23 protein-coding genes are annotated in these 25,255 nt (G+C 59.4%); 3 read left to right on the forward strand and 20 right to left on the reverse strand.

Annotated elements, in window-relative coordinates; all coding sequences use genetic code 11:
* Nucleotides 1-46 precede the first annotated feature (46 nt).
* The 19 genes from ACIQ3A_RS04220 to ACIQ3A_RS04310 form a co-directional block, all read right to left on the reverse strand.
* Nucleotides 47-322, reverse strand: a complete 276-nt coding sequence (locus ACIQ3A_RS04220; protein ID WP_396430509.1) for an STAS domain-containing protein — start codon at nucleotides 320-322, stop codon at nucleotides 47-49.
* 12 nt (nucleotides 323-334) lie between these two features.
* On the reverse strand, nucleotides 335-994 hold the full coding sequence (locus tag ACIQ3A_RS04225) for a phospholipid-binding protein MlaC (protein ID WP_396430510.1): 660 nt from the start codon (nucleotides 992-994) through the stop codon (nucleotides 335-337).
* A gap of 78 nt (nucleotides 995-1,072) precedes the next feature.
* The gene (locus ACIQ3A_RS04230) at nucleotides 1,073-1,804 is read right to left on the reverse strand and encodes a VacJ family lipoprotein (RefSeq protein WP_396430511.1); all 732 of its coding nucleotides are present in this window, start codon (nucleotides 1,802-1,804) and stop codon (nucleotides 1,073-1,075) included.
* The gene (gene mlaD, locus ACIQ3A_RS04235) at nucleotides 1,801-2,280 is read right to left on the reverse strand and encodes an outer membrane lipid asymmetry maintenance protein MlaD (RefSeq protein ID WP_396430512.1); all 480 of its coding nucleotides are present in this window, start codon (nucleotides 2,278-2,280) and stop codon (nucleotides 1,801-1,803) included. The genes ACIQ3A_RS04230 and mlaD overlap by 4 nt, the downstream gene beginning before the upstream one ends.
* 10 nt (nucleotides 2,281-2,290) lie before the next feature.
* On the reverse strand, nucleotides 2,291-3,079 hold the full coding sequence (mlaE, locus tag ACIQ3A_RS04240) for a lipid asymmetry maintenance ABC transporter permease subunit MlaE (RefSeq protein WP_396430513.1): 789 nt from the start codon (nucleotides 3,077-3,079) through the stop codon (nucleotides 2,291-2,293).
* A complete protein-coding gene (locus tag ACIQ3A_RS04245) occupies nucleotides 3,076-3,891 on the reverse strand; it encodes an ABC transporter ATP-binding protein (RefSeq protein ID WP_396430514.1) in 816 nt (271 codons plus the stop codon). The genes mlaE and ACIQ3A_RS04245 overlap by 4 nt, the downstream gene beginning before the upstream one ends.
* A gap of 103 nt (nucleotides 3,892-3,994) precedes the next feature.
* A complete protein-coding gene (locus tag ACIQ3A_RS04250; RefSeq protein WP_396430515.1) occupies nucleotides 3,995-5,476 on the reverse strand; it encodes a glutamate synthase subunit beta in 1,482 nt (493 codons plus the stop codon).
* Nucleotides 5,477-5,506: 30 nt separating this feature from the next.
* The gene (locus tag ACIQ3A_RS04255) at nucleotides 5,507-10,204 is read right to left on the reverse strand and encodes a glutamate synthase-related protein (RefSeq protein ID WP_396430516.1); all 4,698 of its coding nucleotides are present in this window, start codon (nucleotides 10,202-10,204) and stop codon (nucleotides 5,507-5,509) included.
* A gap of 133 nt (nucleotides 10,205-10,337) precedes the next feature.
* A complete protein-coding gene (locus ACIQ3A_RS04260) occupies nucleotides 10,338-11,033 on the reverse strand; it encodes a transposase (RefSeq protein ID WP_396430517.1) in 696 nt (231 codons plus the stop codon).
* Between the two features lie 53 nt (nucleotides 11,034-11,086).
* On the reverse strand, nucleotides 11,087-11,959 hold the full coding sequence (locus ACIQ3A_RS04265; RefSeq protein WP_396430518.1) for a class I SAM-dependent methyltransferase: 873 nt from the start codon (nucleotides 11,957-11,959) through the stop codon (nucleotides 11,087-11,089).
* Between the two features lie 111 nt (nucleotides 11,960-12,070).
* A complete protein-coding gene (locus ACIQ3A_RS04270) occupies nucleotides 12,071-12,625 on the reverse strand; it encodes a DUF1415 domain-containing protein (protein WP_396430520.1) in 555 nt (184 codons plus the stop codon).
* A gap of 5 nt (nucleotides 12,626-12,630) precedes the next feature.
* Complete coding sequence (locus ACIQ3A_RS04275) at nucleotides 12,631-13,848, reverse strand: CynX/NimT family MFS transporter (RefSeq protein ID WP_396430521.1); 1,218 nt, start codon at nucleotides 13,846-13,848, stop codon at nucleotides 12,631-12,633.
* Entirely contained in the window at nucleotides 13,845-14,981 is a 1,137-nt protein-coding gene (locus tag ACIQ3A_RS04280) for a deoxyguanosinetriphosphate triphosphohydrolase (protein WP_396430551.1), read from the reverse strand. Before ACIQ3A_RS04280 ends, ACIQ3A_RS04275 begins: the two co-directional genes overlap by 4 nt.
* A 50-nt stretch (nucleotides 14,982-15,031) precedes the next feature.
* Nucleotides 15,032-16,144, reverse strand: a complete 1,113-nt coding sequence (aroB, locus tag ACIQ3A_RS04285; protein ID WP_396430522.1) for a 3-dehydroquinate synthase — start codon at nucleotides 16,142-16,144, stop codon at nucleotides 15,032-15,034.
* A 31-nt stretch (nucleotides 16,145-16,175) separates the two neighbouring features.
* Nucleotides 16,176-16,727 carry a shikimate kinase gene (locus ACIQ3A_RS04290; RefSeq protein ID WP_396430523.1) on the reverse strand — a complete coding sequence of 184 codons (552 nt, stop codon included), beginning with the start codon at nucleotides 16,725-16,727 and terminating at the stop codon, nucleotides 16,176-16,178.
* A gap of 143 nt (nucleotides 16,728-16,870) precedes the next feature.
* On the reverse strand, nucleotides 16,871-18,310 hold the full coding sequence (locus ACIQ3A_RS04295) for a type IV pilus secretin PilQ (RefSeq protein ID WP_396430524.1): 1,440 nt from the start codon (nucleotides 18,308-18,310) through the stop codon (nucleotides 16,871-16,873).
* A gap of 2 nt (nucleotides 18,311-18,312) precedes the next feature.
* Nucleotides 18,313-19,368, reverse strand: coding sequence for a hypothetical protein (locus ACIQ3A_RS04300; RefSeq protein WP_396430525.1), 1,056 nt, complete (start codon nucleotides 19,366-19,368; stop codon nucleotides 18,313-18,315).
* On the reverse strand, nucleotides 19,365-19,946 hold the full coding sequence (locus ACIQ3A_RS04305; protein WP_396430526.1) for a hypothetical protein: 582 nt from the start codon (nucleotides 19,944-19,946) through the stop codon (nucleotides 19,365-19,367). Before ACIQ3A_RS04305 ends, ACIQ3A_RS04300 begins: the two co-directional genes overlap by 4 nt.
* Complete coding sequence (locus tag ACIQ3A_RS04310; protein WP_396430527.1) at nucleotides 19,946-20,695, reverse strand: hypothetical protein; 750 nt, start codon at nucleotides 20,693-20,695, stop codon at nucleotides 19,946-19,948. The genes ACIQ3A_RS04305 and ACIQ3A_RS04310 overlap by 1 nt, the downstream gene beginning before the upstream one ends.
* A gap of 188 nt (nucleotides 20,696-20,883) precedes the next feature.
* On the opposite strand from ACIQ3A_RS04310, the gene ACIQ3A_RS04315 reads away from it, so the two are divergent.
* Nucleotides 20,884-23,271 (forward strand): penicillin-binding protein 1A, encoded by a 2,388-nt coding sequence (locus ACIQ3A_RS04315; RefSeq protein ID WP_396430528.1) that lies wholly within the window; start codon nucleotides 20,884-20,886, stop codon nucleotides 23,269-23,271.
* 54 nt (nucleotides 23,272-23,325) lie between these two features.
* Here the strand turns inward: ACIQ3A_RS04315 and cyaY are convergent, their stop codons facing one another.
* Entirely contained in the window at nucleotides 23,326-23,655 is a 330-nt protein-coding gene (gene cyaY / locus ACIQ3A_RS04320) for an iron donor protein CyaY (RefSeq protein ID WP_396430529.1), read from the reverse strand.
* A 12-nt stretch (nucleotides 23,656-23,667) separates the two neighbouring features.
* On the opposite strand from cyaY, the gene ACIQ3A_RS04325 reads away from it, so the two are divergent.
* Entirely contained in the window at nucleotides 23,668-23,961 is a 294-nt protein-coding gene (locus ACIQ3A_RS04325) for a lipoprotein (RefSeq protein ID WP_396430530.1), read from the forward strand.
* Entirely contained in the window at nucleotides 23,958-25,247 is a 1,290-nt protein-coding gene (lysA, locus tag ACIQ3A_RS04330; RefSeq protein WP_396430531.1) for a diaminopimelate decarboxylase, read from the forward strand. Before ACIQ3A_RS04325 ends, lysA begins: the two co-directional genes overlap by 4 nt.
* Nucleotides 25,248-25,255: the final 8 nt, after the last annotated feature.

The raw sequence follows: 25,255 nt of genomic DNA on the forward strand, positions 1-25,255 counted from the left end.
AGCCAATGCAGGGTGATCTGGGCAAAAAGACCCTGAAACCTGGTGTTCAGGCCTGCTCAAGCAGGTCAAGTACGCCATACAGGCTGGCCAATTCACTCAAACGTGGGGTCATGCCGTTGATTTGCACTGTACCGCCGCGCGACAGGACAAGCCGCCGCAAACCCAACAAGACTGCCAAAGCGGAAGAGTCAAACTCAATGAGCGCCGACGCATCGACCTGCACTGTGGGCTTCGGATCCAGTGGCAATTGCGCCACCCACCGGGCAAGACAGGCATCTGCCTGATCGTGCAGCAAGGTGTTGGGCAACTTCAAGGTGCTCATGTCGAAAGGCAATCAGGGCGCTTTGGCGTTGGTTTTGTTGCGTGCAGCCAAACTGGCGACCAGCGCGTCGATGCCACCGGCATTGATTTCTTTGGTAAATTGCGTGCGGTAATTTTCGATCAACCAGACACCGAGCACGTTCAGGTCAAAGATCATCCAGCCGGCCCCTTCACCAGGTGTTTTTTCAAGGCGGTAATCTAGCTGAATCGGGTCGCCCTTGCCTCGCACCTCGGTGCTGACCACCAGGTTTTTGTTTTCCTGACCTGCACGCAATGGTTTAACCACCACCATCTGATCACTGACTTGACTCAGCGCGCCTGAGTAAGTTCGCACCAACAAGATTTTGAATTCATCTTGCAAACGCTTTTGTTGTTCAGGGGTCGCTTTTCGCCATGCGGGACCGGTTGCCAAGGCCGTCATTCGGCGAAAGTTCACGTGCGGCATCAGTTTGGCGTCGACCAACTGGATGATTTTGGTCATGTCTCCATTGCGCAATGATTTGTCAGCCTTGATCGTTTCCAGCGTTTCATGGGTGATGCGCTGGATGAAAGCCTCAGGGGCTTCATCGGCTGCCCACACGGGCGACATGGCCAAGCACCCTGCCAAGGCAACGGCCGTGGCAGTAGCCAAAAAATCACGGCGGTTAAAGGGCAATGCGGCAGTGGGCTTCATGGGTGAACTGTAGGGTCAAAAAACAAGCTTGTTACAAAATATTGTAACCAAAGCTTGCTTGAATTCATGGGGCGAAAATCAGGGCGCCTCTGACTCGGAGTAGTCAAAAATTGAAGGCGGGTTGCCGTCGTAAACGTCGCTTTCACGTTTTTGCAAATACCCGTCGCGCACAAATGTGTAGGGGTCCAAGGCCGCTGCCTTGATGACATCCAAGGTCTGAAGCAAGCCTGAACGGACATCCATCACACGCGTGACGGACAAAGCACTTCGGGTCGAAGCTTCGTTGAACTGCTGTACCAAATCACCCTTGATATCAAGTGGTATGGCCAAGGTGTCGCGCAAAGTGGAGGGGCCAAAAACGGGCAGCACCACATAGGGGCCCGGCTTGACACCCCAATAGCCCAGGGTCTGGCCAAAATCTTCTTTGCGTTTATCAAGTCGCATTTCAGTGGCCACATCGAGCACACCACCTAAGCCTATAAAAGTGTTGACCTGGATGCGCATCAAAGTTTCAACCGTGGCTTGGCCTTTCAATTGAAGGGCACTGTTCACCATCGACCACACATCGCCCAGGTTGCCCAGGAAGTTGTGAATGCCTTTGCGAACCGGGCTCGGCAGGGCATCGGCGTAAACCTTGGCAGCCGGCTTGATGGCCACGTTGTCCAACACATCGTTGAAGGCGTAGATACGCCGATTCATTGACTCCCAAGGGTCACGCGCATCGGCATTGGGCACACTCGAGCAAGCTTGCAAAGCCAACACAACGCAGAGGGCCAGCAATGTACAAATTCTTCGCTTAAAGGGGTTCATGGTTTCCGACCTTCTGCCGCAGGTTTCTCGGCTTGGCTGTAAAGAAACTGGCTGATCAGGTTTTCAAGAATCACCGCCGACTGGGTGGAGCCAATGCGGTCACCAGCCACCAGATTTTTTTCGTCTGCTCCTGGCGAGACATCCAGATATTGCTCACCCAGCAATCCACTCGTCAAAATTTTCAGGGAACTGTCCTGTGGGAACCCCACACCTGACTGCAAGGCCAGGGTGACCTTGGCTTGGAATGACTCGCCATCGAATTCGATTTTCTTGACGCGCCCGACCACCACCCCTGCGCTCTTGACGGCAGCGCCAGGCTTGAGGCCGCCGATGTTGTCGAATTTTGCACTGACTTCGTAAACTGAATTGAAATTCAGGGTCAATAAATTAGCCGACTTGAGCGCCAGGAAAAGCACCGCAATGGCACCGATCAAAACAAACAAACCCACCCACACGTCATTTTTTGAACGTTGCATACCGTCTTCCTCAAATGCTAAACATCATCGCGGTCAGGATGAAATCCAGTCCCAACACCGACAAAGAAGAAACCACCACACTGCGTGTGGTGGCATTGGCCACACCTTCGGGCGTGGGTTTGGCCACGTACCCTTGAAGCAAGGCGATGAAGGTCACTGCGACGGCAAACACCACGCTTTTGACAATGCCGTTGCCCACATCCTTGAAGACATCGACACCGCCCTGCATCTGGCTCCAGAAAGAGCCTGAATCCACACCGATGAGCAACACGCCCACCACGTAGCCGCCCAAAATGCCCACCGCACTGAACACCGCAGCCAGCAAGGGCAAGGCAATGATGCCGCCCAAAAAGCGTGGCGCCAAAATGCGCTGAACCGGGTCAACCGCCATCATTTCCAAAGCTGTGAGCTGCTCGCCAGCGCGCATCAGGCCAATCTCAGCCGTGAGCGACGCCCCGGCTCGGCCTGCATACAACAAGGCAGCGACCACAGGGCCCAATTCACGCACCAGGCTGAGCGCCACCAGCAGGCCCAGCGCCTCGGCCGAACCGTAGCGCTGCAGCGTGTAATAACCCTGCAAACCCAACACAAAGCCCACAAACAGGCCCGAGACGGTGATGATGGCCAGAGAGTAGTTGCCCAGAAAATGCACCTGGTCGCGCACCAGACCAAAGCGCTTCAGCGCAGCACCTGACAGGGCCAACAACTTCAAGAACAAGCGTGCAGCAAAGCCCCAGTCGGCCATCATCTGACGGGTGGTTGCCCCCAAGGCGGCCAAAAGACTCAAAACCTTGTTCATGCCGATCTCCGGTCATAGTCCTCAGCCACCGAAGGGGCCGGGTAATGAAACGGCACAGGCCCATCGCTCAGCGCATGCACAAACTGGTGAATCAAGGGATCGGTGCTGGCACGCAACTCGGCAGGTGAGCCCTGCTGCGCCACGCCGCCATTGGCCAAAATAACCACATGGTCAGCGATCTCGAAGGTCTCAGTCACATCGTGCGAGACCACCACGCTGGTGATGCCCAAACTGTCGTTCAGGCGCCGAATCAGGCGCGCTGCGGTGCCCAAGGAAATCGGATCAAGGCCAGCAAAGGGCTCGTCGTACATGATCAGGTCAGGGTCCAGTGCAATGGCACGGGCCAGTGCCACGCGTCGGCTCATGCCTCCGGATATTTCCGATGGCCGCAGGTCTCGCGCACCGCGCAAACCGACCGCATCGAGCTTCATCAGCACGATGTCGCGAATCAGATCTTCTGACAAGCGGGTGTGCTCTCGCAAGGGAAAGGCCACATTGTCGGACACACTCATGTCGGTGAACAAAGCGCCAAACTGAAACAGCATGCCCATGCGGCGACGGGCAGCGTACAACTCGGTCTGGTGCATGGTGGTGATGTCATGGCCATCAAACAGCAACTGACCTTGGCTGGCGCGAATCTGCCCGCCGATCAGACGCAACACCGTGGTCTTGCCACCGCCCGACACACCCATTAGAGCCGTGACTTTTCCCCTCGGCACATTGAAGCTGAGGTTCTTCAAAATGACACGGTCGCCGTACCCAAAGGTCAGATCGCGCAGTTCAACAAGGGGGGGGGTGGCTGTGGTGTTCATGAAAAACAAAAGCCGGTTGGACCGGCTCTTGTGGGGTTATGGCGCCCGGGCCAACAGTCTGTCGGCCGGGTCTTGCAGGGATTTTACCTAGAACCGCATGCACTCAGCGCGGCAGGTCGCTGGCGCCCATCAAGAACTCGTCCACCGCCCGCGCCGCCTGGCGGCCCTCACGGATGGCCCAAACCACCAAAGATTGGCCACGGCGCACATCACCTGCAGCAAACACCTTGTTCACATTGGTGGCGTAACCGCCAATGAAGTCTGTGCTCGCCTTCACATTGCCACGGGCATCTTTGTCCACACCAAAGGCTTCAAGCACGGAGGCCACCGGGTTCACAAAACCCATGGCCAGCAAAACCAGGTCGGCTTTGTATTCTTTTTCGGTACCGGGCACCTCGACCATCTTGCCGTCCTTGAACTCGACATGCACAGTCTTCAGACCCGTGACCTGGCCTTTTTCACCGATGAAGGCCTTGGTGGAAACCGCAAACTCACGGTGCAACAGACCTTTTTCGGCACTTTCTTCGTGGCTGGAGCTGGTGCGCAGCTTCATGGGCCAATAAGGCCAGACCATTGACTTGTTTTCCTTTTCGGGGGGCTCGGGCATCACCTCGAACTGGGTGACGCTGGCCGCGCCATGCCGGGTGCTGGTGCCCACACAGTCGCTGCCAGTGTCACCGCCGCCAATCACGATCACATGTTTGCCATCGGCACGCAACTGGCCTTTGATCTTGTCACCCGCATTGACCTTGTTTTGCAAAGGCAGAAACTCCATCGCAAAGTGAATGCCGTCCAGGTCACGGCCGGGCACGGGCAGGTCACGTGACTGCTCGGAGCCACCGGCCATCAACACAGCATCGAAGTCTGACGTGATCTGTTCAGCACTGATGGTTTCCTTGGCCCAGTTGATGACCTTCGAATCCTTGGGCCAGGTTCCGATCAAGGTGCTGGTGCGGATGGTGACGCCTTCGGCTTCGAGCTGCTTGACACGGCGGTCGATGTGCGTCTTTTCCATCTTGAAGTCAGGAATGCCATAACGCAACAAGCCACCCACACGGTCATTTTTCTCAAACAGCGTCACATCGTGGCCAACGCGGGCCAACTGCTGCGCTGCAGCCAAGCCTGCAGGGCCCGCACCGATCACAGCGACTTTCTTGCCGGTCTTGACCTTGGCGGGGCGCGGGGTGACCCAGCCCTCGGCCCAGGCGCGGTCGATGATGGCGTGCTCGATCGACTTGATGCCCACCGCATCGTCGTTGAAGTTGACCACACAAGCCGCTTCGCAAGGTGCCGGGCAGATGCGCCCCGTGAACTCGGGGAAGTTGTTGGTGCTGTGCAGCACTTCGATCGCGTTCTTCCAGTCGCCCTGGTACACCAGGTCATTGAAGTCAGGAATGATGTTGTTGACCGGGCAACCGCTGTTGCAAAAGGGCGTCCCGCAATCCATGCAACGCGATGCCTGAGTTTTAGCTTGCGCATCGGTCAACCCGATCACGAACTCACCGTAATTCTTCAGGCGCTCGGCAACCGGCTTGTAGCCTTCCTCGATGCGCTCGTGTTCCATGAAGCCTGTGATTTTTCCCATGATGATGTTCCTTCAATCTTGACGTTGGGCTCAGGCGGCAACCGTTGTGCCAGCCGCGGCTTGGGCAGCCTTGCGGGCATTGATTTCACCCAGGGCACGCTTGTATTCGTTCGGGAAGACTTTGACGAACTTGGCGCGTGCCGTGGCCCAGTGGTCGAGCAACTCGCGGGCCCGCTGGCTGCCCGTCCACTTGTGGTGGTCTTCCAGCAATTTCTTCAACTGTGCTTCGTCGGTCTGGTCGCGGTGCCACACATTGCGGTCAATTTGCGCTTGCTGCTCGGCGGCTGTCAGCACCTTGTCCATGCTGACCATGGCGGTGTTGCAACGCGTTGCAAACTGACCGTCTTCGTCGTAAACGTAAGCGACGCCTCCGCTCATGCCAGCGCCGAAGTTGCGGCCAGTTTTGCCCAGCACAGCCACGGTACCGCCGGTCATGTATTCACAGCCGTGGTCGCCCGTGCCTTCCACCACCGCAGTGGCGCCCGACAAACGAACCGCAAAACGCTCGCCTGCCACGCCGGCAAAGAAGGCTTCACCGGTGGTGGCACCGTACATCACGGTGTTGCCCACAATGATGTTTTGTGCAGCAACACCACGGAACTCCAGGCTGGGGCGGACCACCACGCGGCCACCCGACAAACCTTTGCCGGTGTAATCGTTGGCTTCACCGATCAAGTACAAGGTGATGCCTTTGGCCAGGAATGCACCAAAAGACTGTCCGCCAGTGCCTTCCAGCTGAATGCGCAGCGTATCGTCTGGCAGGCCGTCAGGATGCACCTTCGTCACAGCGCCCGACAGCATCGCACCCACTGAACGGTTCACGTTGCGGGCAACCTCCATGAACTGGACCTTCTCGCCCTTGTCGATAGCGGCTCGGCTCTTGGCGATCAACACGTTGTCCAGCGCCTTTTCGAGGCCGTGGTCCTGGGTGGACACATGGCGCACGGCGACCTCGGAACCCACTTGAGGCACAGCCAGCAAGCGGCTGAAATCGAGGCCCTTGGCTTTCCAATGCGCCACGCCAGCTTTCATGTCGAGCAAGTCGGCACGCCCCACCAGATCGTCAAATTTGGCAATGCCCAGCTGGGCCATGATCTGACGCGCTTCTTCAGCGATGAAGAAGAAGTAATTCACAACGTGCTCAGGCTTGCCAGTGAATTTTTTACGCAGCGCCGGGTCTTGTGTGGCCACACCCACTGGGCAGGTGTTCAGGTGGCATTTGCGCATCATGATGCAGCCCTCGACCACCAGCGGTGCGGTGGCAAAGCCGAACTCATCCGCGCCCAGCAAGGCGCCGATGGCCACGTCTCGGCCTGTCTTCATCTGGCCATCGGCCTGCACACGGATGCGGCCGCGCAAACCATTGAGCACCAGCGTCTGCTGGGTTTCGGCCAGACCGATTTCCCAGGGTGAGCCCGCGTGCTTGACCGAGGACCAAGGCGATGCGCCCGTGCCGCCGTCGTGACCAGCGATCACCACGTGATCGCTTTTGCACTTGGCCACACCCGCAGCGATGGTGCCGACGCCAATTTCAGACACCAGCTTGACGCTGATGTCGCTGTGCGGGGCCACGTTCTTCAGGTCGTGGATCAGCTGGGCCAAGTCCTCGATCGAATAGATGTCGTGGTGCGGTGGCGGCGAAATCAGGCCCACACCGGGCACCGAGTGACGCAGCTTGCCGATGTAATCGGACACCTTGCCACCTGGCAACTGGCCGCCTTCACCGGGTTTGGCACCTTGGGCCATCTTGATCTGGATCTGGTCGGCGCTGGAAAGGTATTCGGCAGTGACACCGAAGCGTCCTGAAGCCACTTGCTTGATGCGCGAACGCAGCGAGTCACCAGCCTGCAAGGGCAAGTCGACTTCGACGTTTTCTTCGCCGATCACGCTTTTGAGGGAGTCCCCCAGCTTGATCGGTATGCCTTTGAGTTCGTTGCGGTAACGGGCCGCGTCTTCGCCACCTTCACCCGTGTTGCTCTTGCCGCCAATGCGGTTCATGGCCACGGCCAGAGTAGCGTGCGCTTCGGTGGAGATAGAGCCCAGCGACATCGCACCAGTGGCAAAACGCTTGACGATCTCGCTGGCAGGCTCAACCTGATCCAGCGGTATGGCCTTGGCCGGATCGATCTTGAACTCAAACAGGCCGCGCAGCGTCATGTGCCGCTTACTCTGGTCATTGATGATCTGGGCGTATTCCTTGTAGGTGCTGAAGTTGTTGGCACGGGTGGAGTGCTGCAACTTGGCAATCGCGTCCGGCGTCCACATGTGCTCTTCGCCCCGGGCACGCCAGGCGTATTCGCCCCCTGCATCCAGCATGGTGGCCAGCAACGGGTCATCGCCAAATGCTGCGTTGTGCATGCGGATGGCTTCTTCGGCGATTTCGAACACGCCAATGCCCCCCACCCGGCTGGCGGTGCCGGCGAAATACTTGTCGATGGTGGGGCTGTTGATGCCAATGGCCTCAAACAATTGCGCACCGCAATACGACATGTAAGTGCTCACGCCCATCTTGGACATGATCTTGGACAAGCCCTTGCCGATCGCCTTGACGTAGTTGTAGATGGCCTTTTCTGCAGACAGATCTGCCGACAACTCTTTGTGCAACGCCGCCAGGGTTTCCATGGCGAGGTAGGGGTGAACCGCCTCGGCACCGTAACCGGCCAGCACAGCAAAGTGGTGCACTTCGCGCGCGGTACCGGTTTCCACCACCAGACCCGCCGTGGTGCGCAGGCCTTCGCTGACCAAGTGCTGGTGAATGGCCGACAGGGCCAGCAAGGCGGGGATCGCCACCTGGGTTGCGCTGACGTGGCGGTCGCTGATGATCAGGATGTTGTGACCGCCCTTGATGGCGTCAACAGCTTCTGCGCACAAAGATGCCAGCTTGGCCTCCACCCCCTCATGGCCCCAGGACACGGGGTAGGTGATGTCGAGCGTGGCGCTCTTGAACTTGCCTTTGGTGGCTTGTTCGATGTTGCGCAGCTTGGCCATGTCGGCGAAGTCCAGCACAGGCTGGCTGACTTCGAGGCGCATGGGTGGGTTGACCTGGTTGATGTCCAGCAAGTTCGGCTTGGGGCCAATGAAGGACACCAGCGACATCACGATCGCTTCACGAATCGGGTCAATCGGTGGGTTGGTCACTTGCGCGAACAACTGCTTGAAGTAGTTGTACAGCGGCTTGTTTTTGTCCGACAGCACCGCCAGCGGGCTGTCGTTGCCCATGGAGCCCAGCGCTTCTTCGCCAGCTTGGGCCATCGGGGCCAGCAAGAACTTGATGTCTTCCTGGGTGGTACCGAAAGCTTGTTGCAGATCAAGCAATGCCACAGCAGAAGCAGGCGCCACGGGAGCTGCGGCCACGTCGTCCAGCTTGACGCGCAGGTTTTCAATCCACTGCTTGTAGGGCTTGCTGCTGGCCAAGCTCGACTTGAGCTCTTCGTCGTCGATCATGCGACCTTGTTCCAGGTCGATCAAGAACATCTTGCCGGGCTGCAAACGCCACTTGCGCAGGATCTTGCTTTCGGGGATCGGCAACACACCGGTTTCCGAACCCATGATGACCATGTCGTCGTCGGTGATGATGTAACGTGATGGGCGCAGGCCGTTGCGGTCCAGCGTGGCGCCGATCTGGCGGCCATCGGTGAACACAATCGATGCCGGGCCGTCCCACGGCTCCAGCATCGCTGCGTGGTATTCGTAAAAAGCTTTGCGGCGCTCGTCCATCGTGGTGTGTTGCTCCCAAGGCTCGGGAATCATCATCATCACCGCCTGGCTGATGGGGTAACCCGCCATCGTCAACAGTTCCAGACAATTGTCAAAAGTGGCGGTGTCGGACTGACCGGCAAAGCTGATGGGGTAGAGCTTTTGCAAGTCATTGCCCAGCACCGGCGAAGACATCACGCCTTCACGGGCCTTCATCCAGTTGTAATTGCCCTTGACCGTATTGATCTCGCCGTTGTGCGCCACATAGCGATAAGGGTGCGCCAGCGGCCACTCTGGGAAGGTGTTGGTGGAAAAGCGCTGGTGCACCAAGCCCAGGGCCGAAACGCAGCGCTCGTCTTGCAGGTCCAGGTAATAAGTGCCGACCTGATCGGCCAGCAGCAAGCCCTTGTACACCGCGGTGCGGCTGGACATGCTCGGGATGTAGTACTCGTTGCTGTGCGTCAGGTTCAGATTTTGAATGGCGGCGCTGGCGGTCTTGCGGATCACATACAGCTTGCGCTCCAGCGCGTCTTGCACGATCACATCAGCACCACGGCCAATGAAGATTTGGCGCATGATCGGCTCTTTTTCGCGCACGGTGGGCGACATGGGCATGTCGCGGTTCACGGGCACATCGCGCCAGCCCAACACCACCTGGCCTTCGGCCTTGACGGCACGCTCCAACTCTTGCTCGCAAGCCATGCGTGAAGCATGCTCTTTGGGCAAAAACACCATGCCGACGCCGTATTCGCCAAATGGCGGCAAGGCAATGCCCTGTTTGGCCATTTCGTCGCGGTACAGCGCATCGGGCAGCTGAATCAGGATACCGGCACCGTCGCCCATGAGCGCATCGGCTCCCACAGCACCCCGGTGGTCCAGGTTTTGCAAAATCAACAGCGCTTGAGTCACGATGGCGTGGGTCTTGTGTCCCTTGATGTGCGCCACAAAGCCGACACCGCAAGCATCGTGCTCATTGGCCGGATCGTACAGACCGGTCTTTTGGAAATGTTCTTTTTCAGATGCCTTGGTCATGGCGCACTCCTAAGGGTTTTTACGCAGATCGCGGAGTGTAGTGCACTGCAGCATCCATGCCAAGCGAATTAATTGGGGTCAGATCCTAATTAATTTCATTATTATTTCAATGACTATTTAATTGGGGACAGATTTATTCGACCGTCTTTTTAGCAGGTCGCCCGGCTTTACCCGGCAACAGACGGCGCAGGGTTGACTGCTGCAAGTCAGCCACAAAAGCCGGGGAGCCCAACGCCCAGCCCGACAAGGCACTGCGTGTGAGTTGGACTTGGTCGGTATGCGCCGAACCGGATTGAATGAGGTCGTTGTACGCCGCTTCCCGGGCGAACGGGGTGTTGCCCAAGCCCCAAAATAGGGCGTGCGGCGTCACCAATTTGTCGCTCAGCTGCCCAATACAGTGCCGATGGCTGGACCACTTGAAGTCAGCCGCTTGCCCCACCATGCCCGCACGCACCGGGTTCAGGTCGATGTAAACCATGCAGGCCAAAAGATAGCGCTCACTCTCAATCAGATTGCTGCGGTAGCGCCCTTCCCACAAGGTGCCCGTCCGCTGATGCCGCTGGTTGAAGTAGCGCACATAGGCCCTGCCGACCGCCTGCATCATCTGCGGCAGACCTTGGTCGGTCGTGGGGGTGACCAGCAAATGAAAGTGGTTGTCCATGACCACATAGGCATGGATCGCCAGCTTGAAGGTCTTCGCATGCTCATGCCACAGCGCCAGCAGGCGCTCACGGTCAGCGTCATCGCGCACGATGGCCTGGCGGTCATTGCCGCGCTGGATGACGTGGTGCGGGTAAGCGGCAACGGTGAGGCGGGGTTGGCGTGCCATGAGGGACTCCCTCCAAATGAGAAAAGCTCAGTTTAATAGGGATCTGACCCCGATTAATCAAGGCCAACGGCCATATGCGGATACCGCCCCCCCATCAGATCCGCCACCCCGAACTCCTGGAGCAGCGCCACCAATCGGTCCCCGGAGGCGCGCTTTTTCTGGCCGGTGTACTTGGCCAAAATCAGCTCGTTTTTCATGCTGTGCTCCCAGCCGACCAGTTCGGTCACGGTCACTTGGTAGCCTTGTGATTCCAGGTAAAGGCAACGCAGCACATTGGTGAGCTGGCTGCCCACTTCGCGGGTGTGCAAGGGGTGACGCCAGAGCTCGGCCAAAGGGGTGCGCTGCAGGTTCAGCGCTTTGTTCTGGTTGAGAGCCCGCGCCAGTTCGGCCTGGCAGCAGGGCACCAACACCATGTATTTGGCTTTCTTTTGCAGGCCAAAGGCAATGGCGTCGTCGGTGGCGGTGTCGCAGGCGTGCAGCGCGGTGACCACGTCGATCTGATCGGGCATCTCGTCGCTTTGGGTGGACTCGGCCACGCTCACGTTCAAAAAGCGCATGCGCTCAAAGCCCAGCTTCAGGGCCAGTGCCTTGGACGATTCGACCAATTCGCTGCGCGTCTCGATGCCGTAGATGCTGCCGTGGCCCAGCGCTTTGAAAAACAGGTCGTAAATAATGAAACCCAGGTACGACTTGCCTGCACCGTGGTCGGCGAGCGTGGGGCCTTGGTCGCTGACAGGCAACTCAAGCAACAGCTTTTCGATGAACTGGAACAGGTGGTAGACCTGCTTGAGTTTGCGGCGTGAGTCCTGGTTGAGCTTGCCGTCTCGGGTCAGGATGTGCAGTTGCTTGAGCAGCTCAATGGACTGCCCTGGGCGGACTTCGGGGGGAAGTTCAGAAACAGACGCTGCAGATGGGCTTTTTTTCATGGTGTTTGATGTTGTAGCGGTCCCCGACCGCGGTGCATGACTGCCTTTTTTTCGGCCAGAGACCGTTGCTGAAAGCTCAGTGGGACCGCGGCTCAGTCAGTCTTTCGGGCTTCAGTCATGCGGCCCGACGTCGAGCGCTTTCCAACCCTGCGCTCCCAACTTCTCCATCGTGGCGATGTTGGTTTCGTAGATCATTTCGGCCTCAGGAAAGGCCTCCACCGCCCGGTCGATGCTTTCCTCGCGGATCAAATGCAGTGTGGGGTAAGGCGATCGGTTGGTGAAGTTGCCGACATCGTCGGGTTCGGTATCCGCAAACTGGAATTGAGGGTGGAAACTCGCCACTTGAAATTCGCCTTCCATGTCCAGCTCTTGCAAGACCGCATCCGCCTCGTCCAGAAAATCGTTGAAAGCCAGAAAATCTTGCAGCATCTGGGGAATGATGAGCAAAACGGTTTCACGTTCATCGGCAGGTGCCGCCGCCAAAGCTTGCAACTGTTCAATCAACTCATCGCGCAAGCCCTCCAGCCCTTTGGCCTCGCTCACCACGCAATGGATCAGACCCTTGACGTGCGGGGCTTTCGCAAAAGGACACAGGTTCAGGCCGATCACGGCGCGTTCCAGCCAGCGCACGGTGTCAGCGATTTCAGGGGTATTTATATCGTTCATAGCGGTCATTTTGCCTGCGTGTGCAAGCGCCCAGCCGCCCAAGCCAACACCGCCCCCACCACACAACATCCCACCGTGACCCAAGGCGTGAACTGCCAGCCACCCGCATGAGCGGCCACCGCGGCCACCACGGGTGGACCCACAAACTGGCCCAGGGCCGAGAGCTGCTGCACCCAGCCCACGGTGGTGGCCACTTGCTGCTCCCCCGGGGCCAGGCGAACCGCCAAACTGAACAGCGTGCCCGGCACCAGACCGCCCATGCCCGAAAACAGCAGCACCCCGGCAAAGCGCAACCAAGGCTGGCCTTGGGTCAGCGCGGCAAAGGCCACGGTGCTGCCCAGCGCCATGGCGCCAAAGCCCAGCCACAGCGTAGCGCGAGGTGCCCAGCCACGCTGCAGCAGGCGGCCTGACACCAGGTTACCGATGATGTTCACGGCTGCCGCTAGGGCCGTGAGGACGCCCAGCAGCGCACCGCTCACGCCGGCAGCGGCATAAATGGAGGGCAGAAAACCGACCACAGCCAGCCACTGGCCCGAATACATGGCAAAAGTCAGCGCCACCAGCCAAGGGCCAGGGGCTCGCAGTGTGCGGCGCAAGCGCTGCCACGCACCGTTGTGTCTTCGGGTTTCATCAGACATCTGGTCGCTGAGTTGGCCCACAGGCGGATCAGAAGGCACGCTGTGCAGCAGCAACATCGCCATGCCCAGGGACACAGCGGCAAACAGCCACCACCATGCGCCCCAGCCCCAAGCCGGAATGAACAGCGGTCCGACCAACAGGGCCAGCGCGGTGCCGGTGGGCATGTAAGCACCCCACACGCCCAGCATGCCGGACAGTTGCGCTGGCGGCACCAAGCGGCGAATCAGCGCGGGTGCGGGCAGTGCCACCCATAAAAAGCCCAGGCCTTCGATGGCCCGCAGCGCCAGCAAGGCGGTGACCGAAGTCGCAAAGCCGCCCAGCGCGCTGGCCAGCGCCAGCAGGCACAAGCCGCTCAGCATGCTGCGCTTGAGGCCCATGCCATCGGCCCACAAGCCCATGAACACCGCCAGGCTCAAACCGGCCAATTGCACGATGGACAAGAGGAAACCGGACTGCACCAGCGTCAGGCCCAGATCGGCCTGCAAGGCGGGCAAAGCCGGGGGCAACTTGCCCACCTGCAAGGCTGCGACCACGCCCGCCAGCACCACCAGCCAGGCGGTGTGGTCAGTGCGTGACGGACTCACAGCAGTTTTCTCCCCGTGAGGCGTTCTTGTTCGCGCAGTGCAAAGCGGTCCGTCATGCCCGCGATGTAGTCGGCCACGGAGCGGTGCAGGTCAGCGCCCGAGGCAAAACCCGTGGGCATTTCTGTGGGTTGGTCCACATACGCCCTGAACAATTCGCGCACGGCTTGCTGGGCCTGCAAGGTGTTCTGCATCACCTGAGGATGGCGGTACAAACTGGTGAATAGAAATTTCTTGAGCGCAGCGGAGCGCGTCTTCATGTCGGCACTGAAGGCCACCAGCGGTCCGGCCTGGCGGGCTTCGTCCACCGTCTTGACGCCAGCCTGCGCCACCGCCAAACGGGTGGTGTGGATCACGTCGTACACCTGGTCGCTCAGCATGCGGCGAATGGTTTCGTACAACAGGCGACGGGGCTTTTGCGCCAACGCAGGGTGCTCGGCCAGCGCTTGCTGGTGGTAGTGGGCAAACAGCTCGACCGCCAGCAACTGCTCCATGCTGATCAGGCCTGAGCGCACGCCGTCGTCGATGTCGTGCGCGTTGTAGGCAATGGCATCGGCCAGGTTGCACAGCTGAGCCTCCAGACTGGGCTGAGTGTGGTCAATAAAGCGCCGCCCCACTCCGCCCGGCTCGGTCTGCTCCAAGTGCTCGGCGTTGATGCGAGAGCAATGCTTGAGCACGCCCTCACGGGTTTCAAAACTCAGGTTCAGCCCGTCAAACGCAGGGTATCGTTCTTCCAGTTTGTCGACCACGCGCAGGCTTTGCAGGTTGTGCTCAAAGCCGCCGTGCCCGGCCATGCATTCGTTCAACGCGTCTTGCCCCGCGTGCCCGAAAGGCGTGTGGCCCAGGTCGTGCGCCAGCGACACAGCCTCGACCAGGTCTTCGTTCAAACCCAAAGCGCGGGCAATCGAACGGCCCAGCTGCGCCACTTCCAGTGAATGTGTCAAGCGGGTGCGGAACAAATCGCCTTCGTGGTTCAGGAACACCTGGGTTTTGTAAACCAATCGCCGAAAAGCGGTGGAGTGCACGATGCGGTCACGGTCACGTTGAAACGCGTTGCGAGTGGGCGCAGCGGGCTCGGCAATGCGGCGCCCTCGGGTCTGCGCAGGATGGCAAGCCAAGGCATCCAGGCTGCCCATGCCCTGCGGGGTCAAGCCTGGCCATTGCATGGCATTGGCGTGCATGGGGTTCAGGCGCAGCAGGCGTTGATCACGTCGCGCACCATGTCATCGGGGGCACCGCACACGGTGGCCTGACCGGGACCGTCGATCACCACAAACTGGATGTCACCCGCCACGGATTTTTTATCCAGTCGCATGTGCGCGATGTAATGCCCGGCGTTATCGGCAGCATCGATCACGGGGCCGCGAACCGGCAAACCGGCGCGCACAAGCAAGGTTTTGAGTCGGGCCACAAATGCGGCATCGACCTTGCCCAGCCGATGCGACAGTTCGGCGGCCATGACCATGCCACAGCCCACGGCCTCACCATGCAGCCAGACGCCAAAGCCCAACCCGGCTTCAATGGCGTGGCCAAAGGTGTGGCCAAAGTTCAGGATGGCGCGCAGCCCGGCTTCGCGCTCGTCTTGCCCGACGACCCAGGCCTTGATCTCGCAGCTGCGTTTGACGGCATGGGCCAGGGCCTGGGGGTCTTGCCCCATGAGCGCGTCGATGTTGGCCTCCATCCAATCCAGAAAGGCCATGTCGGCAATCGGGCCGTATTTGATGACTTCTGCCAGACCTGCGCTCAGCTCACGCTGTGGCAAGGTCTTGAGTGTGCCCAAATCACAGACCACGCGGCGCGGTTGGTAAAACGCGCCAATCATATTTTTGCCCAGCGGGTGGTTGATGGCGGTTTTGCCACCCACCGACGAATCAACCTGCGCGAGCAGCGTGGTGGGGACCTGCACAAAAGGCACCCCGCGCATATAGCTGGCAGCGGCAAAGCCGGTCATGTCACCCACCACACCACCGCCCAGCGCAAACAGCACCGTCTTGCGATCACAGCCTTTGGACAACAGCGCGTCAAAAATGAGGTTCAAGGTTTGCCAGTCCTTGTGGGCTTCACCATCGGGCAGCACCACGGTGTGCACTTGTTTGTAATGCGGGCTGATGGCGTTGCGCAAAGCGGCTTCATAAAGTGGCGCGATCGTCTCGTTGGTGACGATCATGGCGGTCTGGGCCTTGGGCAAACCTGACCAGGTTTCGGGGTGACTCAGCAGGCCCTGCCCGATGTGGATGTCGTAACTGCGGTCATCCAGTGAAATGGCGACCTGTTCAAGGGTGGGTTTTTGCTCGGACATAGGCCGCAAGTGTAGGGGCTTTGGCCAAATTTCAGGGGCTGGCGGGTGGTGCAGGGGTGCTGCACAGGGGCAAGTGTCCTGCCAGTTCAAGTTGCATGACGATCATGTTGACCAAGGTGGCCACCGAAGGGCGCCCGGTTTCGATGACGAAATGCGCCGTCTCTCGGTACAAAGGGTCACGCGCCTCAAACAAATCACGCAAGCGGCCAAGCGGATCGTCCACCTGCAGCAAAGGCCTCGCCGTATCACGGCGCACCCGGCGAAACACGTCTTCCGGCGTCGATCGCAGGTAAAGCACATGGCCTCGCTCGCGCAAATGGCGCCGATTGGCTTCTCGCAAGACAGCACCACCGCCGGTGGCGATCACACCCTCGTGGGTACGGGTCAGATCGTCCAGCACCTGTTGCTCCACATCGCGAAAACGGTCTTCTCCTTCGCGGGCAAAGAACTCGCGGATCGAGCAGCCCAAACGCTGTTCGATCACATGGTCAGAGTCGACAAAAGGCAGGCCCAATCGGCGTGCCAACTGCCTGCCGATGGTGGTTTTGCCCGAGCCAGGAAGGCCCACGAAGATGATGCTCAAGGAAGTCTCACACTGAAAATATCTGCCAGGTCACAGCCAAAAATGGCCAACGGCTCCATGCATTCAAGTGTATTCGACCCGCCCGGCAGCTGCGGGCCTAGAGGCTGAGGTGTCGGGCAAGACGGCGCGCACCTTGACACGCCTCAGGGCGGCAGCGTGGCGGGCCCATCGGCCATCACCCGGGGCGTCAGGAAAATCAATAACTCGCTTTTGCGCTGGGTGTGGTCGCGGTTTTTGAACAGCCAGCCCAAACCAGGCACATCGCCCAGACCCGGCACTTTGGCTTCATCCTGGCGATTGGTTTCTTCGTAAATGCCGCCCAGCACGACCGTGCCACCGTCTTCCACCCGCACCTGGGTCTTTACATGTTTGGTGTTGATGGCGTAGCCAGCGGGCGTGATTTGCCCCACGCTGTCACGATTCACATCCACATCCAGCACCACCGAGCCATCGGGGGTGATTTGGGGGGTGACCTCCAGCTTCAAGTTGGCCTTCCTGAAAGAAATCACCGTCACGCCATTGCCTGCAGCGGTTTGGTAGGGCAACTCGGTGCCCTGCTCAATCAGTGCTTTGGTCTGGTCGGCGGTCACCACGCGGGGACGCGACACCACCTTGCCCAGCCCCGCCGCCTCCAGGGCCGAAATCTCCAGATTGATGAAGCGGTCTGCGGCCGCATTGAACAGCGACACGGCAAATGTGGCCGGTGCATGGAGGGTTTGCCCCGCTGAGCCTGCAGGCAGGTTGACCTGATTGCCAACCAGCGTGCCAGCCGCGGCGGGCTGGTTGCTGGCCCCCACGGCCAAAGTGCTGGACTTGCCCTGTGACCGCAAAGGAATCGCCAGACCAGCGCCCAGTCGTACGCCCAGCGACTGGCCAAACTGGTCATCGGCCTCCACGATGCGCGCCTCGATCAGAATCTGACGGACCGGCACATCCAGTTGTGCCAACATTTTTTCAAGATTCAGCAAACGCTCGGGCAGGTCTGAAATAAAAAGCTGGTTGGTTCTGGGCTCCGCCAGCACACTGCCGCGAGGACTCAACCAACGCCCACCTGCACTGCCCACTGCGCCACCTTGCAAGCGCTGAGCCACTTCGGTGGCCCGGGCATATTGCAAACGCAAAGACAGCATGTGCAACGGGCTCACCGCATCCAAGGCGGCTTGTGCATCGAGTTTCTTTTTTTCACGAAGCGCCCATTCGCCCTGTGGCGCCACCCACAACACGCCCCCCTCCTGACGCGAAACCAGGCCCTTGGATTGCAAAACAATGTGCAGGGCTTGCTGCCACGGCACCTCATTGAGCCTGACACTCACCAGTCCGCTGACGCTGTCAGACGGCACCAGGTTCCAACCCGAAAAATCAGCAAACACCTGCAGCAAGGCTTTCACGTCGATGTTCTGAAAGTTCAAGCTGATGGGCTTGTCGTCGTGTGCGGGCAAGGGCTTGGCCGTCGTCTGCAGTTCAAGCGGCATGGTCAGAATCGTTGAGATGCCGATGGTTTGCGCCTGCGCCTGCGCCGACAAGACGGCGCAAAAGCACATGGCCCACATGCGCGGGTGAAAGCGGCATTTTTTGAAGTCCATCATCATTTTTTTCCGTTCCCTGTTGGGCTGTCAGCCGTTGTCGCATCCCAATAAAGACCCACCAAGGGCTCTTGTGCCCGGCGCAAACTCACCCCTGCATCGGTGATGGCAACGACCCGGTGCCCCTCCAGCGTCACATGTTGGCCCTTGGACACCTTGGTCCAATGGGGTCCAGCCGACAAGATCGCTTGCCGATCTGTCCCTTGACGCCAAAGCCCCATCAGGCGCACACGGTCCAGGGGCCAATGCCGCGGGTCTTGCGGCAACGTCTCTTGGGCGAACGCGCCCGCAGTGCCCGGCACATTTGACGGTTTGAGGTCCATCTTTGCCAACGCCAGCGCAGCATCGCCCGCCTTGGGCAAAGCCACTGCATGCGCCAGTGCAAACAGCGCTGCGCGCCCTTGCACCGCCTGTGTGTTCTCTATCGGTGCGGGGGTCAACCACCCAGCCTGAGCAGACCCCTCAGGCACCGCAATCTCAAGTGGGCGCATCCAGACGCGCAGCACGGCATCGATCTGCACCTCGTCAGGGTTGGCCGTCGCCACCACGCTGATGCGGTCCAGGGCGCACAACGGACCGGTCCAGACGCACGCAGCCCACATGCGCGCCCAATCCTCAAACCGCCCGCGCAATTGAACGGTCATGACTTGGCTGGACAATCCGCCATGGTGGGCATCAGCCACTGTGGGTGGCATGGGCCGCAAAGACAGCAACTGCAAACCATGCTGGATCAACACCTGTTGTACATCACTCCAAATATTTTCTTGCCGAGTCGCATCTGGCAAGCTGGTCAGCATGCTCCTTTCGACTGACGACAGCGACTTTGCAGTTGGGGCCGACAACACGCTAGGCAATGTCGCCATTTGCTGGCGCAAGCCTGCCACGGCCAGCACCGACTTGGCATGCCCCTCACTCTGCTCGGCGTGAGACAACCACACGCCCCACAGGCCCAAGGCCAAACCAGACAGTGCAAAACCCCAACGGCGCAGCCAACGCTCGGCGAGCCTTTGCAGGTGCGGCCAGCGCAATGTCCCCATGGGGCTGGCGTCCTGGTTCATGGCTTGGATGCAGGCGTGAGTGAGGGTGGGGTCTTCAAGGCGCCGTTGACTGCAGGCCAGGGGGCTTGCCAGACAAAACTGACCTCTTCGCCAGGCCCGACCGTGATGCTCGTCAGAGCAACCGTTTGGTCCAGTTGATCAGACAGGTTTTGCCGGGTTTCGGTCATGGCATCGAAACGGGCGATCGTGCCTTGCAGCTCGATTTTTTCGGCCTGTGCTTGTAGGCGCTGCAAACGAAGGCCATGCCTCTGGGACTCTTTGTGCAATGCGTCGTGCAACGAAACCCACGCCTGCTGGTGCAGGGCAATTTGCTTGAGCTGGCCCAGTTGCTCAGTCTGCAAGCGCGATCGGGTTTGGCGCTCGACGGCTTCTGTGACCCGTTGTGAGCGCGCAGCCAAAGCCTCTTGCAATTGGCTTTGCTCTTGCAGCAGCCGCGCGGTCTGAACCGCTTGCCATTGCTGCGCCCCCCAAGCCAGCGCACCGCCCAAGAACAGCCCGGCCAGCCCACTCCACCAGCGGTGGAAAACTTTGTTTTGCCGGGCCAGTCCCGGATACTGAAGCAGATTGAGGTCGCGCATCACAGCCAAGCCTTCAGGGCCAGGCCAGAGGCCACCAAACGGGGGCCCGTCGGCGTAGCCAGGACTTGGCGAGCGGCCTCTTGGATGACCCCATCCAGTTCCATGGGAATGTATTCCTGGACTGAACGGCTCACGCTGCTCAGCCGAAATTGCCAGTCTTGCGGCGGCTGGGTCAGCAAACTGGCCACCCCACCCTGTAAAGCCAGCAAGGCGCGCTCTGCCGCCTGGAATTCGGACTCGACAGTCGCCAGCCGCCATCCCGCAGCGCGCGTGCAACTCTTAAAACGGTTCAGGAGGGCCTGTGCACAGCCCATCCAATGCACACGCTGCACAAGGCCCCCGGGGGATGGCTCAAGTTCAAAATCAAAATTCACCGCTTCGGGCGCCAACTGCAGGGCCTGCGACACCTCCAACTGGACCTCGTACAGCCACTCTGTTTTGGGTAAATGTGCTGGGAAATCGATGTGGCCTTTTTGCAGTTGGTCGGCGGGCAATGCCATGTTCAGACGATGACGGAACCCGCCACGTGAGCGGCCCTTTTGACGCAAGTGCTGACTCAACCAACGCATGTCAGAGACATCCATCTCCACAGGGGGTTGCAAAGACAAGCTGGTGTGGACTTTCACCAAGTCTTGCTTTGGCCGCATCAAGCCGACCAAAGCCCAGGCCTCGCCTTCAGGAGCCAAGCCCCAGGCATGTCGGCCAGAACCCAGGGCCAAACGCCGCCACCACTGCGCCAATGCCTGCATGCTGAGCCTCCCTGGAAACGGCCTGAATGGTCTTTGCAAAAAGGTTTTGTAACATGAATAAGCGTTCGTGACAATTTTTTTGAAAACAAAATAGTTTGTTTTGATTTGCAAAAGATCTCTGCAACAGGTGCGGGATTTTTATAATGGCCAGCAGCCCGCACCTTGTTGGCTGCCCCAACAGCCCACCTATGCCATCCAAAGACACCGCCTCCTCAGAAAAGCAACGCCATGAAGGGCTTTACCCTTCGCCCACCTTCATGTCGTGGGTCGTCAAGCTGGTCTTGTGGGCCGCGGGCCTCATGGTCGCCGGGCTGTTGTCCATCCTCATGGTGGTGGGTGTGGCCATGGTGATCGCCTACCCGAACCTGCCCGATATTTCCGACCTGGCGGACTACAAACCCAAATTGCCCCTGCGTGTTTTCACAGAAGATGGCCAGCTGATGGGCGAATTCGGCGAAGAACGCCGTAATCTCACGCCCATCAAGGAGATACCGCAAGTGATGAAAGACGCGGTTTTGTCCATCGAAGACAACCGGTTTTACCAACATGGCGGTGTGGATTACCTGGGCATCTTGCGCGCGGGCATCGCCAATTTGGGCCGCATGAAGAGCCAGGGCGCTTCGACCATCACCATGCAAGTGGCACGCAACGTGTACCTGTCTTCCGAAAAAACATACACCCGCAAAATTTATGAAATTTTGCTGACTTACAAACTCGAGCACATGCTGACCAAGGACCAGATCCTTGAGATCTACATGAACCAGATTTTCTTGGGCAACCGGGCTTACGGTTTTGCCTCTGCCGCAGAAACCTACTTTGGCAAACCGCTCAAGGACATCAGCATTGCCGAAGCCGCCATGCTGGCAGGACTGCCCAAAGCACCCTCGGCCTACAACCCGATCAGCAACCCCAAACGTGCCCGCTCGCGCCAGCTCTACATCATCGAGCGCATGGAAGACAACAAGTACATCAGCGCAGCCCAGGCAAAAGCCGCCAAGACAGAGCCCCTCAAGTTGCGCTCGGCCGCTGACAAAAAAATCCTGCACGCCGAATACGTGGCCGAAACCGTGCGGCAAATGGTCTTTGCCCAATACGGCCAAGAAACCTACACACGGGGTTTGAACGTTTACACCACTGTGCAATCGACCGAGCAGATGGCCGCCTACAAGGCCTTGCGACAGGGCATCATGGACTTTGAGCGCCGCCAGATTTACCGGGGCCCAGAGAAATTCATTGACCTGCCCGCAGACCCCAAAAAAATGGAAGATGCGATCGATGACGCACTGGAAGACCACCCCGACAACGGCGATGTGCTGTCGGCGGTGGTGCTCGAAGCCTCCCCCCGCAAAGTGGTGGTGATTCGCCAAAACAGCGAGCAAATCACCATCACGGGTGACGGCCTCAAGCCAGCGCAATCGGGCCTGTCGGACAAGACGCCCCCGGCCAAACAAGTTCGAAAAGGCGCCCTGATTCGCATCACGCAAACACCCAAAGGCGCCTGGGAAATCACCCAGCTACCCGAGGTGGAAGGCGCCTTGATCGCAATCACCCCCCAGTCTGGTGCCATTCGGGCCTTGGTCGGGGGATTTGACTTTGCCAAAAACAAGTTCAACCATGTCACGCAGGCCTGGCGGCAGCCGGGCTCCAGCTTCAAACCCTTCATTTATTCGGCAGCACTCGAAAAAGGCTTCACACCCGCCACCATGGTCAACGATGCGCCTTTGTTTTTTGACAGCGGCATCACCGGGGGGCAGCCCTGGGAGCCCAAAAACTACGACGGCAAATTTGACGGCCTCATGAGTTTGCGCACTGGCCTGGCCAAGTCCAAAAACATGGTTTCGATCCGGGTGTTGCAGGCGGTGGGTGCGCGCCCAGCTCAAGAGTGGGTCACCCGCTTTGGTTTTGACGAAGACAAACACCCTGCCTATTTAACGATGGCACTGGGTGCTGGCTCGGTCACACCCATGCAAATGGCGACGGGCTATTCGGTGTTTGCCAATGGGGGTCACCGGGTTCAGCCGCACTTGATCACGCGCATCGCCGACTACAAGGACCGGGTGCTGGTAGACAGCCCTGCGGTGACACAACTGGGCGAGACCCCGGCCATTCCTGCGCGCAATGCCTATGTCATGACCAGTTTGTTGCAAGAAGTCACGCGCTCGGGGACAGCAGCGCGCGCCCAAAGCACCCTCAGGCGACCGGATATTTACGGCAAAACTGGCACCACCAACGATGCAATGGATGCTTGGTTCGCAGGCTACCAGCCCAATCTGGCAGCGGTGGTCTGGATCGGCTATGACACCCCACGCAAGCTGGGTGACCGTGAAACAGGTGGGGGCCTGAGCTTGCCTGTCTGGATCAGCTTCATGGAGACTGCTTTGCGCAGCTTCCCCGTTTCAGAGCTCCCCGTGCCAGGGGGATTGGTGAACATCGGGGGCGATTGGGTGTACGAGGAGTACGCCAAGGGCGGTTCCGTCACCAGCCTGGGTGCGGGCGGCGATGGCTCGGGCAAAGCCCAGAACGCCCTGCCCCCGGCCGAAGAACGCAACCGGATTCTGGATCTGTTCAGGAATTGAAGAACAGTAAGAAACGCCCACCCCTCAGGCAAGGGGTTGGCCTTTGGGTAAATTTCAGGGCTTGAAGGACAGGTTTTGACCCGCTTGTTCCGTGGCATACCGCGACAAGCTTTCCCAAAATTCGCCTTGCCCCTTGCTGTCCATCCAGTGCTCGCCGTCAAACCTGTAATGGAAGCCTCCGCAGCGGGCGGCCAACCACACCTCTTGCAGGGGCTTTTGCAGGTTGATCACGATCTGGCTTCGATTGGGGAAAGTCAGTGTGACCATGCCGCCCGTGCGCTGGTTGTCGATGTCCGCATCGGTGTCGTCGTTCAGGCGATCACTGCTGATCTCTACGCCCGCCAACAGGCGTTCAGCTTGGTCCAGAAATTCAAGGTCGGTCATTACAATCGCAGCATGTTGAAGAACTTGAAGATTCTAGTCACCGCGCATGCCCTTGTTGGCGGTGCGGCGATGTTGGGCGCATGCGGCCAAAAAGGCCCCTTGTTTTTACCCAACACACCGGAGTCGGCCGGTCGCGCCACCTTGCCTAAGACTTTGAAGCCCTGGCCTCAGCAAGCTACGCCTGCCATGCCCGACGTGACGCCCCGTTCTCCGACCGAAACCACTGCACCGGTTGTCGCACCATCGGGTGCCCCCGTCACAGCCCCCCCGACTGCTCCTTCGGCCCCAAAAGCCACCCCACAATGAACGCATCTGTCACACCCCAAGGCCTGCCTGGCCAGCCACACATCGCCTATGCAGGCGGTCAACTCATGGTCGAGGGCGTGCGCCTGTCTGATCTGGCCCGCGAGTACGGCACCCCACTTTTTGTTTATTCCAAGGCGGCCATGCTGTCGGCACTGGGCGCTTACCAGCGCGGCTTTGCCGGGCGCAAGGCCCAAATTTGTTATGCCATGAAGGCCAACTCCGGCCTGGCGGTGTTGCAGGTTTTTGCCGAAGCGGGCTGCGGGTTTGACATCGTTTCCGGTGGTGAGTTGGCCCGGGTGCTGGCCGCAGGGGGCGATCCGGCCAAAGTGATTTTTTCAGGTGTGGGCAAAACCCGGGCCGAGATGAAACAGGCCCTGCAAGTCGGCATCGGTTGCTTCAACGTGGAAAGCGAAGCCGAACTTGACGTGCTGAGCGCGGTGGCGACTGGTTTGGGCATGACAGCGCCCGTCAGCCTGCGTGTGAATCCCAATGTGGACCCCAAAACCCACCCATACATTTCAACTGGCCTGAAGGGCAACAAATTCGGCATTGCGCACGAAGACACTTTGCGCGCCTACCGCCACGCCGCCAGTCTGCCAGGCCTGAAAGTGGTGGGCATCGACTGCCACATCGGCTCGCAAATCACCGAAGCCACACCCTATCTGGATGCCATGGACCGGGTGCTGGACTTGGTGGCTGAGATCGAGGCAGCAGGCATTGCCATTCACCACATCGACTTTGGCGGAGGCCTGGGCATCAACTACAACGGCGATACGCCGCCCGAGGCCGATGCCCTGTGGGCACAACTGCTGGCCAAGCTGGATGCGCGCGGCTATGGCCAGCGCCAGCTCATGATCGAGCCAGGCCGCTCCCTGGTGGGCAATGCCGGGGTGTGTCTGACCGAAGTGCTCTACCTCAAGCCCGGTGAACAAAAGAACTTTTGCATCATCGACGCGGCGATGAACGACTTGCCGCGTCCTGCGATGTACCAGGCTTTTCACCACATCGTGCCGGTGATGCCCCAGCCAGGCCAAGGCAGCCTTTATGACGTGGTGGGCCCAGTGTGTGAAAGCGGCGACTGGATTGGCCGTGACCGCCAACTGCAAGTTCAGACCGGTGACACACTGGCCGTGCTGTCTGCAGGCGCGTATTGCATGAGCATGGCCAGCAACTACAACACCCGAGGCCGGGCCGCTGAAATACTGGTGGACGGCACCCAAGCCCATTTGATTCGCCAGCGCGAATCGGCGTTTGACACCTTTGCGCTGGAGCAACTGGTCGGCTGATGCTGGGT

The organism is Limnohabitans sp. (assembly GCF_044361985.1).
GTDB lineage: Bacteria > Pseudomonadota > Gammaproteobacteria > Burkholderiales > Burkholderiaceae_C > Limnohabitans_A.

Bases quoted from the DNA above. Each gene is read 5' to 3' on its own strand.
- ACIQ3A_RS04295 (WP_396430524.1), bottom strand. From the start codon at position 18,310: ATGGACTTCAAAAAATGCCGCTTTCACCCGCGCATGTGGGCCATGTGC.
- lysA (WP_396430531.1), top strand. From the start codon at position 23,958: ATGAACGCATCTGTCACACCCCAAGGCCTGCCTGGCCAGCCACACATC.
- mlaD (WP_396430512.1), bottom strand. From the start codon at position 2,280: ATGCAACGTTCAAAAAATGACGTGTGGGTGGGTTTGTTTGTTTTGATC.
- mlaE (WP_396430513.1), bottom strand. From the start codon at position 3,079: ATGAACAAGGTTTTGAGTCTTTTGGCCGCCTTGGGGGCAACCACCCGT.
- ACIQ3A_RS04315 (WP_396430528.1), top strand. From the start codon at position 20,884: ATGCCATCCAAAGACACCGCCTCCTCAGAAAAGCAACGCCATGAAGGG.
- aroB (WP_396430522.1), bottom strand. From the start codon at position 16,144: ATGTCCGAGCAAAAACCCACCCTTGAACAGGTCGCCATTTCACTGGAT.
- ACIQ3A_RS04225 (WP_396430510.1), bottom strand. From the start codon at position 994: ATGAAGCCCACTGCCGCATTGCCCTTTAACCGCCGTGATTTTTTGGCT.
- ACIQ3A_RS04265 (WP_396430518.1), bottom strand. From the start codon at position 11,959: ATGAAAAAAAGCCCATCTGCAGCGTCTGTTTCTGAACTTCCCCCCGAA.
- ACIQ3A_RS04300 (WP_396430525.1), bottom strand. From the start codon at position 19,368: ATGAACCAGGACGCCAGCCCCATGGGGACATTGCGCTGGCCGCACCTG.
- ACIQ3A_RS04245 (WP_396430514.1), bottom strand. From the start codon at position 3,891: ATGAACACCACAGCCACCCCCCCCCTTGTTGAACTGCGCGATCTGACC.
- ACIQ3A_RS04260 (WP_396430517.1), bottom strand. From the start codon at position 11,033: ATGGCACGCCAACCCCGCCTCACCGTTGCCGCTTACCCGCACCACGTC.
- ACIQ3A_RS04310 (WP_396430527.1), bottom strand. From the start codon at position 20,695: ATGCAGGCATTGGCGCAGTGGTGGCGGCGTTTGGCCCTGGGTTCTGGC.
- ACIQ3A_RS04250 (WP_396430515.1), bottom strand. From the start codon at position 5,476: ATGGGAAAAATCACAGGCTTCATGGAACACGAGCGCATCGAGGAAGGC.
- ACIQ3A_RS04220 (WP_396430509.1), bottom strand. From the start codon at position 322: ATGAGCACCTTGAAGTTGCCCAACACCTTGCTGCACGATCAGGCAGAT.
- ACIQ3A_RS04230 (WP_396430511.1), bottom strand. From the start codon at position 1,804: ATGAACCCCTTTAAGCGAAGAATTTGTACATTGCTGGCCCTCTGCGTT.
- cyaY (WP_396430529.1), bottom strand. From the start codon at position 23,655: ATGACCGACCTTGAATTTCTGGACCAAGCTGAACGCCTGTTGGCGGGC.
- ACIQ3A_RS04325 (WP_396430530.1), top strand. From the start codon at position 23,668: ATGTTGAAGAACTTGAAGATTCTAGTCACCGCGCATGCCCTTGTTGGC.
- ACIQ3A_RS04305 (WP_396430526.1), bottom strand. From the start codon at position 19,946: ATGCGCGACCTCAATCTGCTTCAGTATCCGGGACTGGCCCGGCAAAAC.
- ACIQ3A_RS04280 (WP_396430551.1), bottom strand. From the start codon at position 14,981: ATGGGCAGCCTGGATGCCTTGGCTTGCCATCCTGCGCAGACCCGAGGG.
- ACIQ3A_RS04270 (WP_396430520.1), bottom strand. From the start codon at position 12,625: ATGAACGATATAAATACCCCTGAAATCGCTGACACCGTGCGCTGGCTG.
- ACIQ3A_RS04255 (WP_396430516.1), bottom strand. From the start codon at position 10,204: ATGACCAAGGCATCTGAAAAAGAACATTTCCAAAAGACCGGTCTGTAC.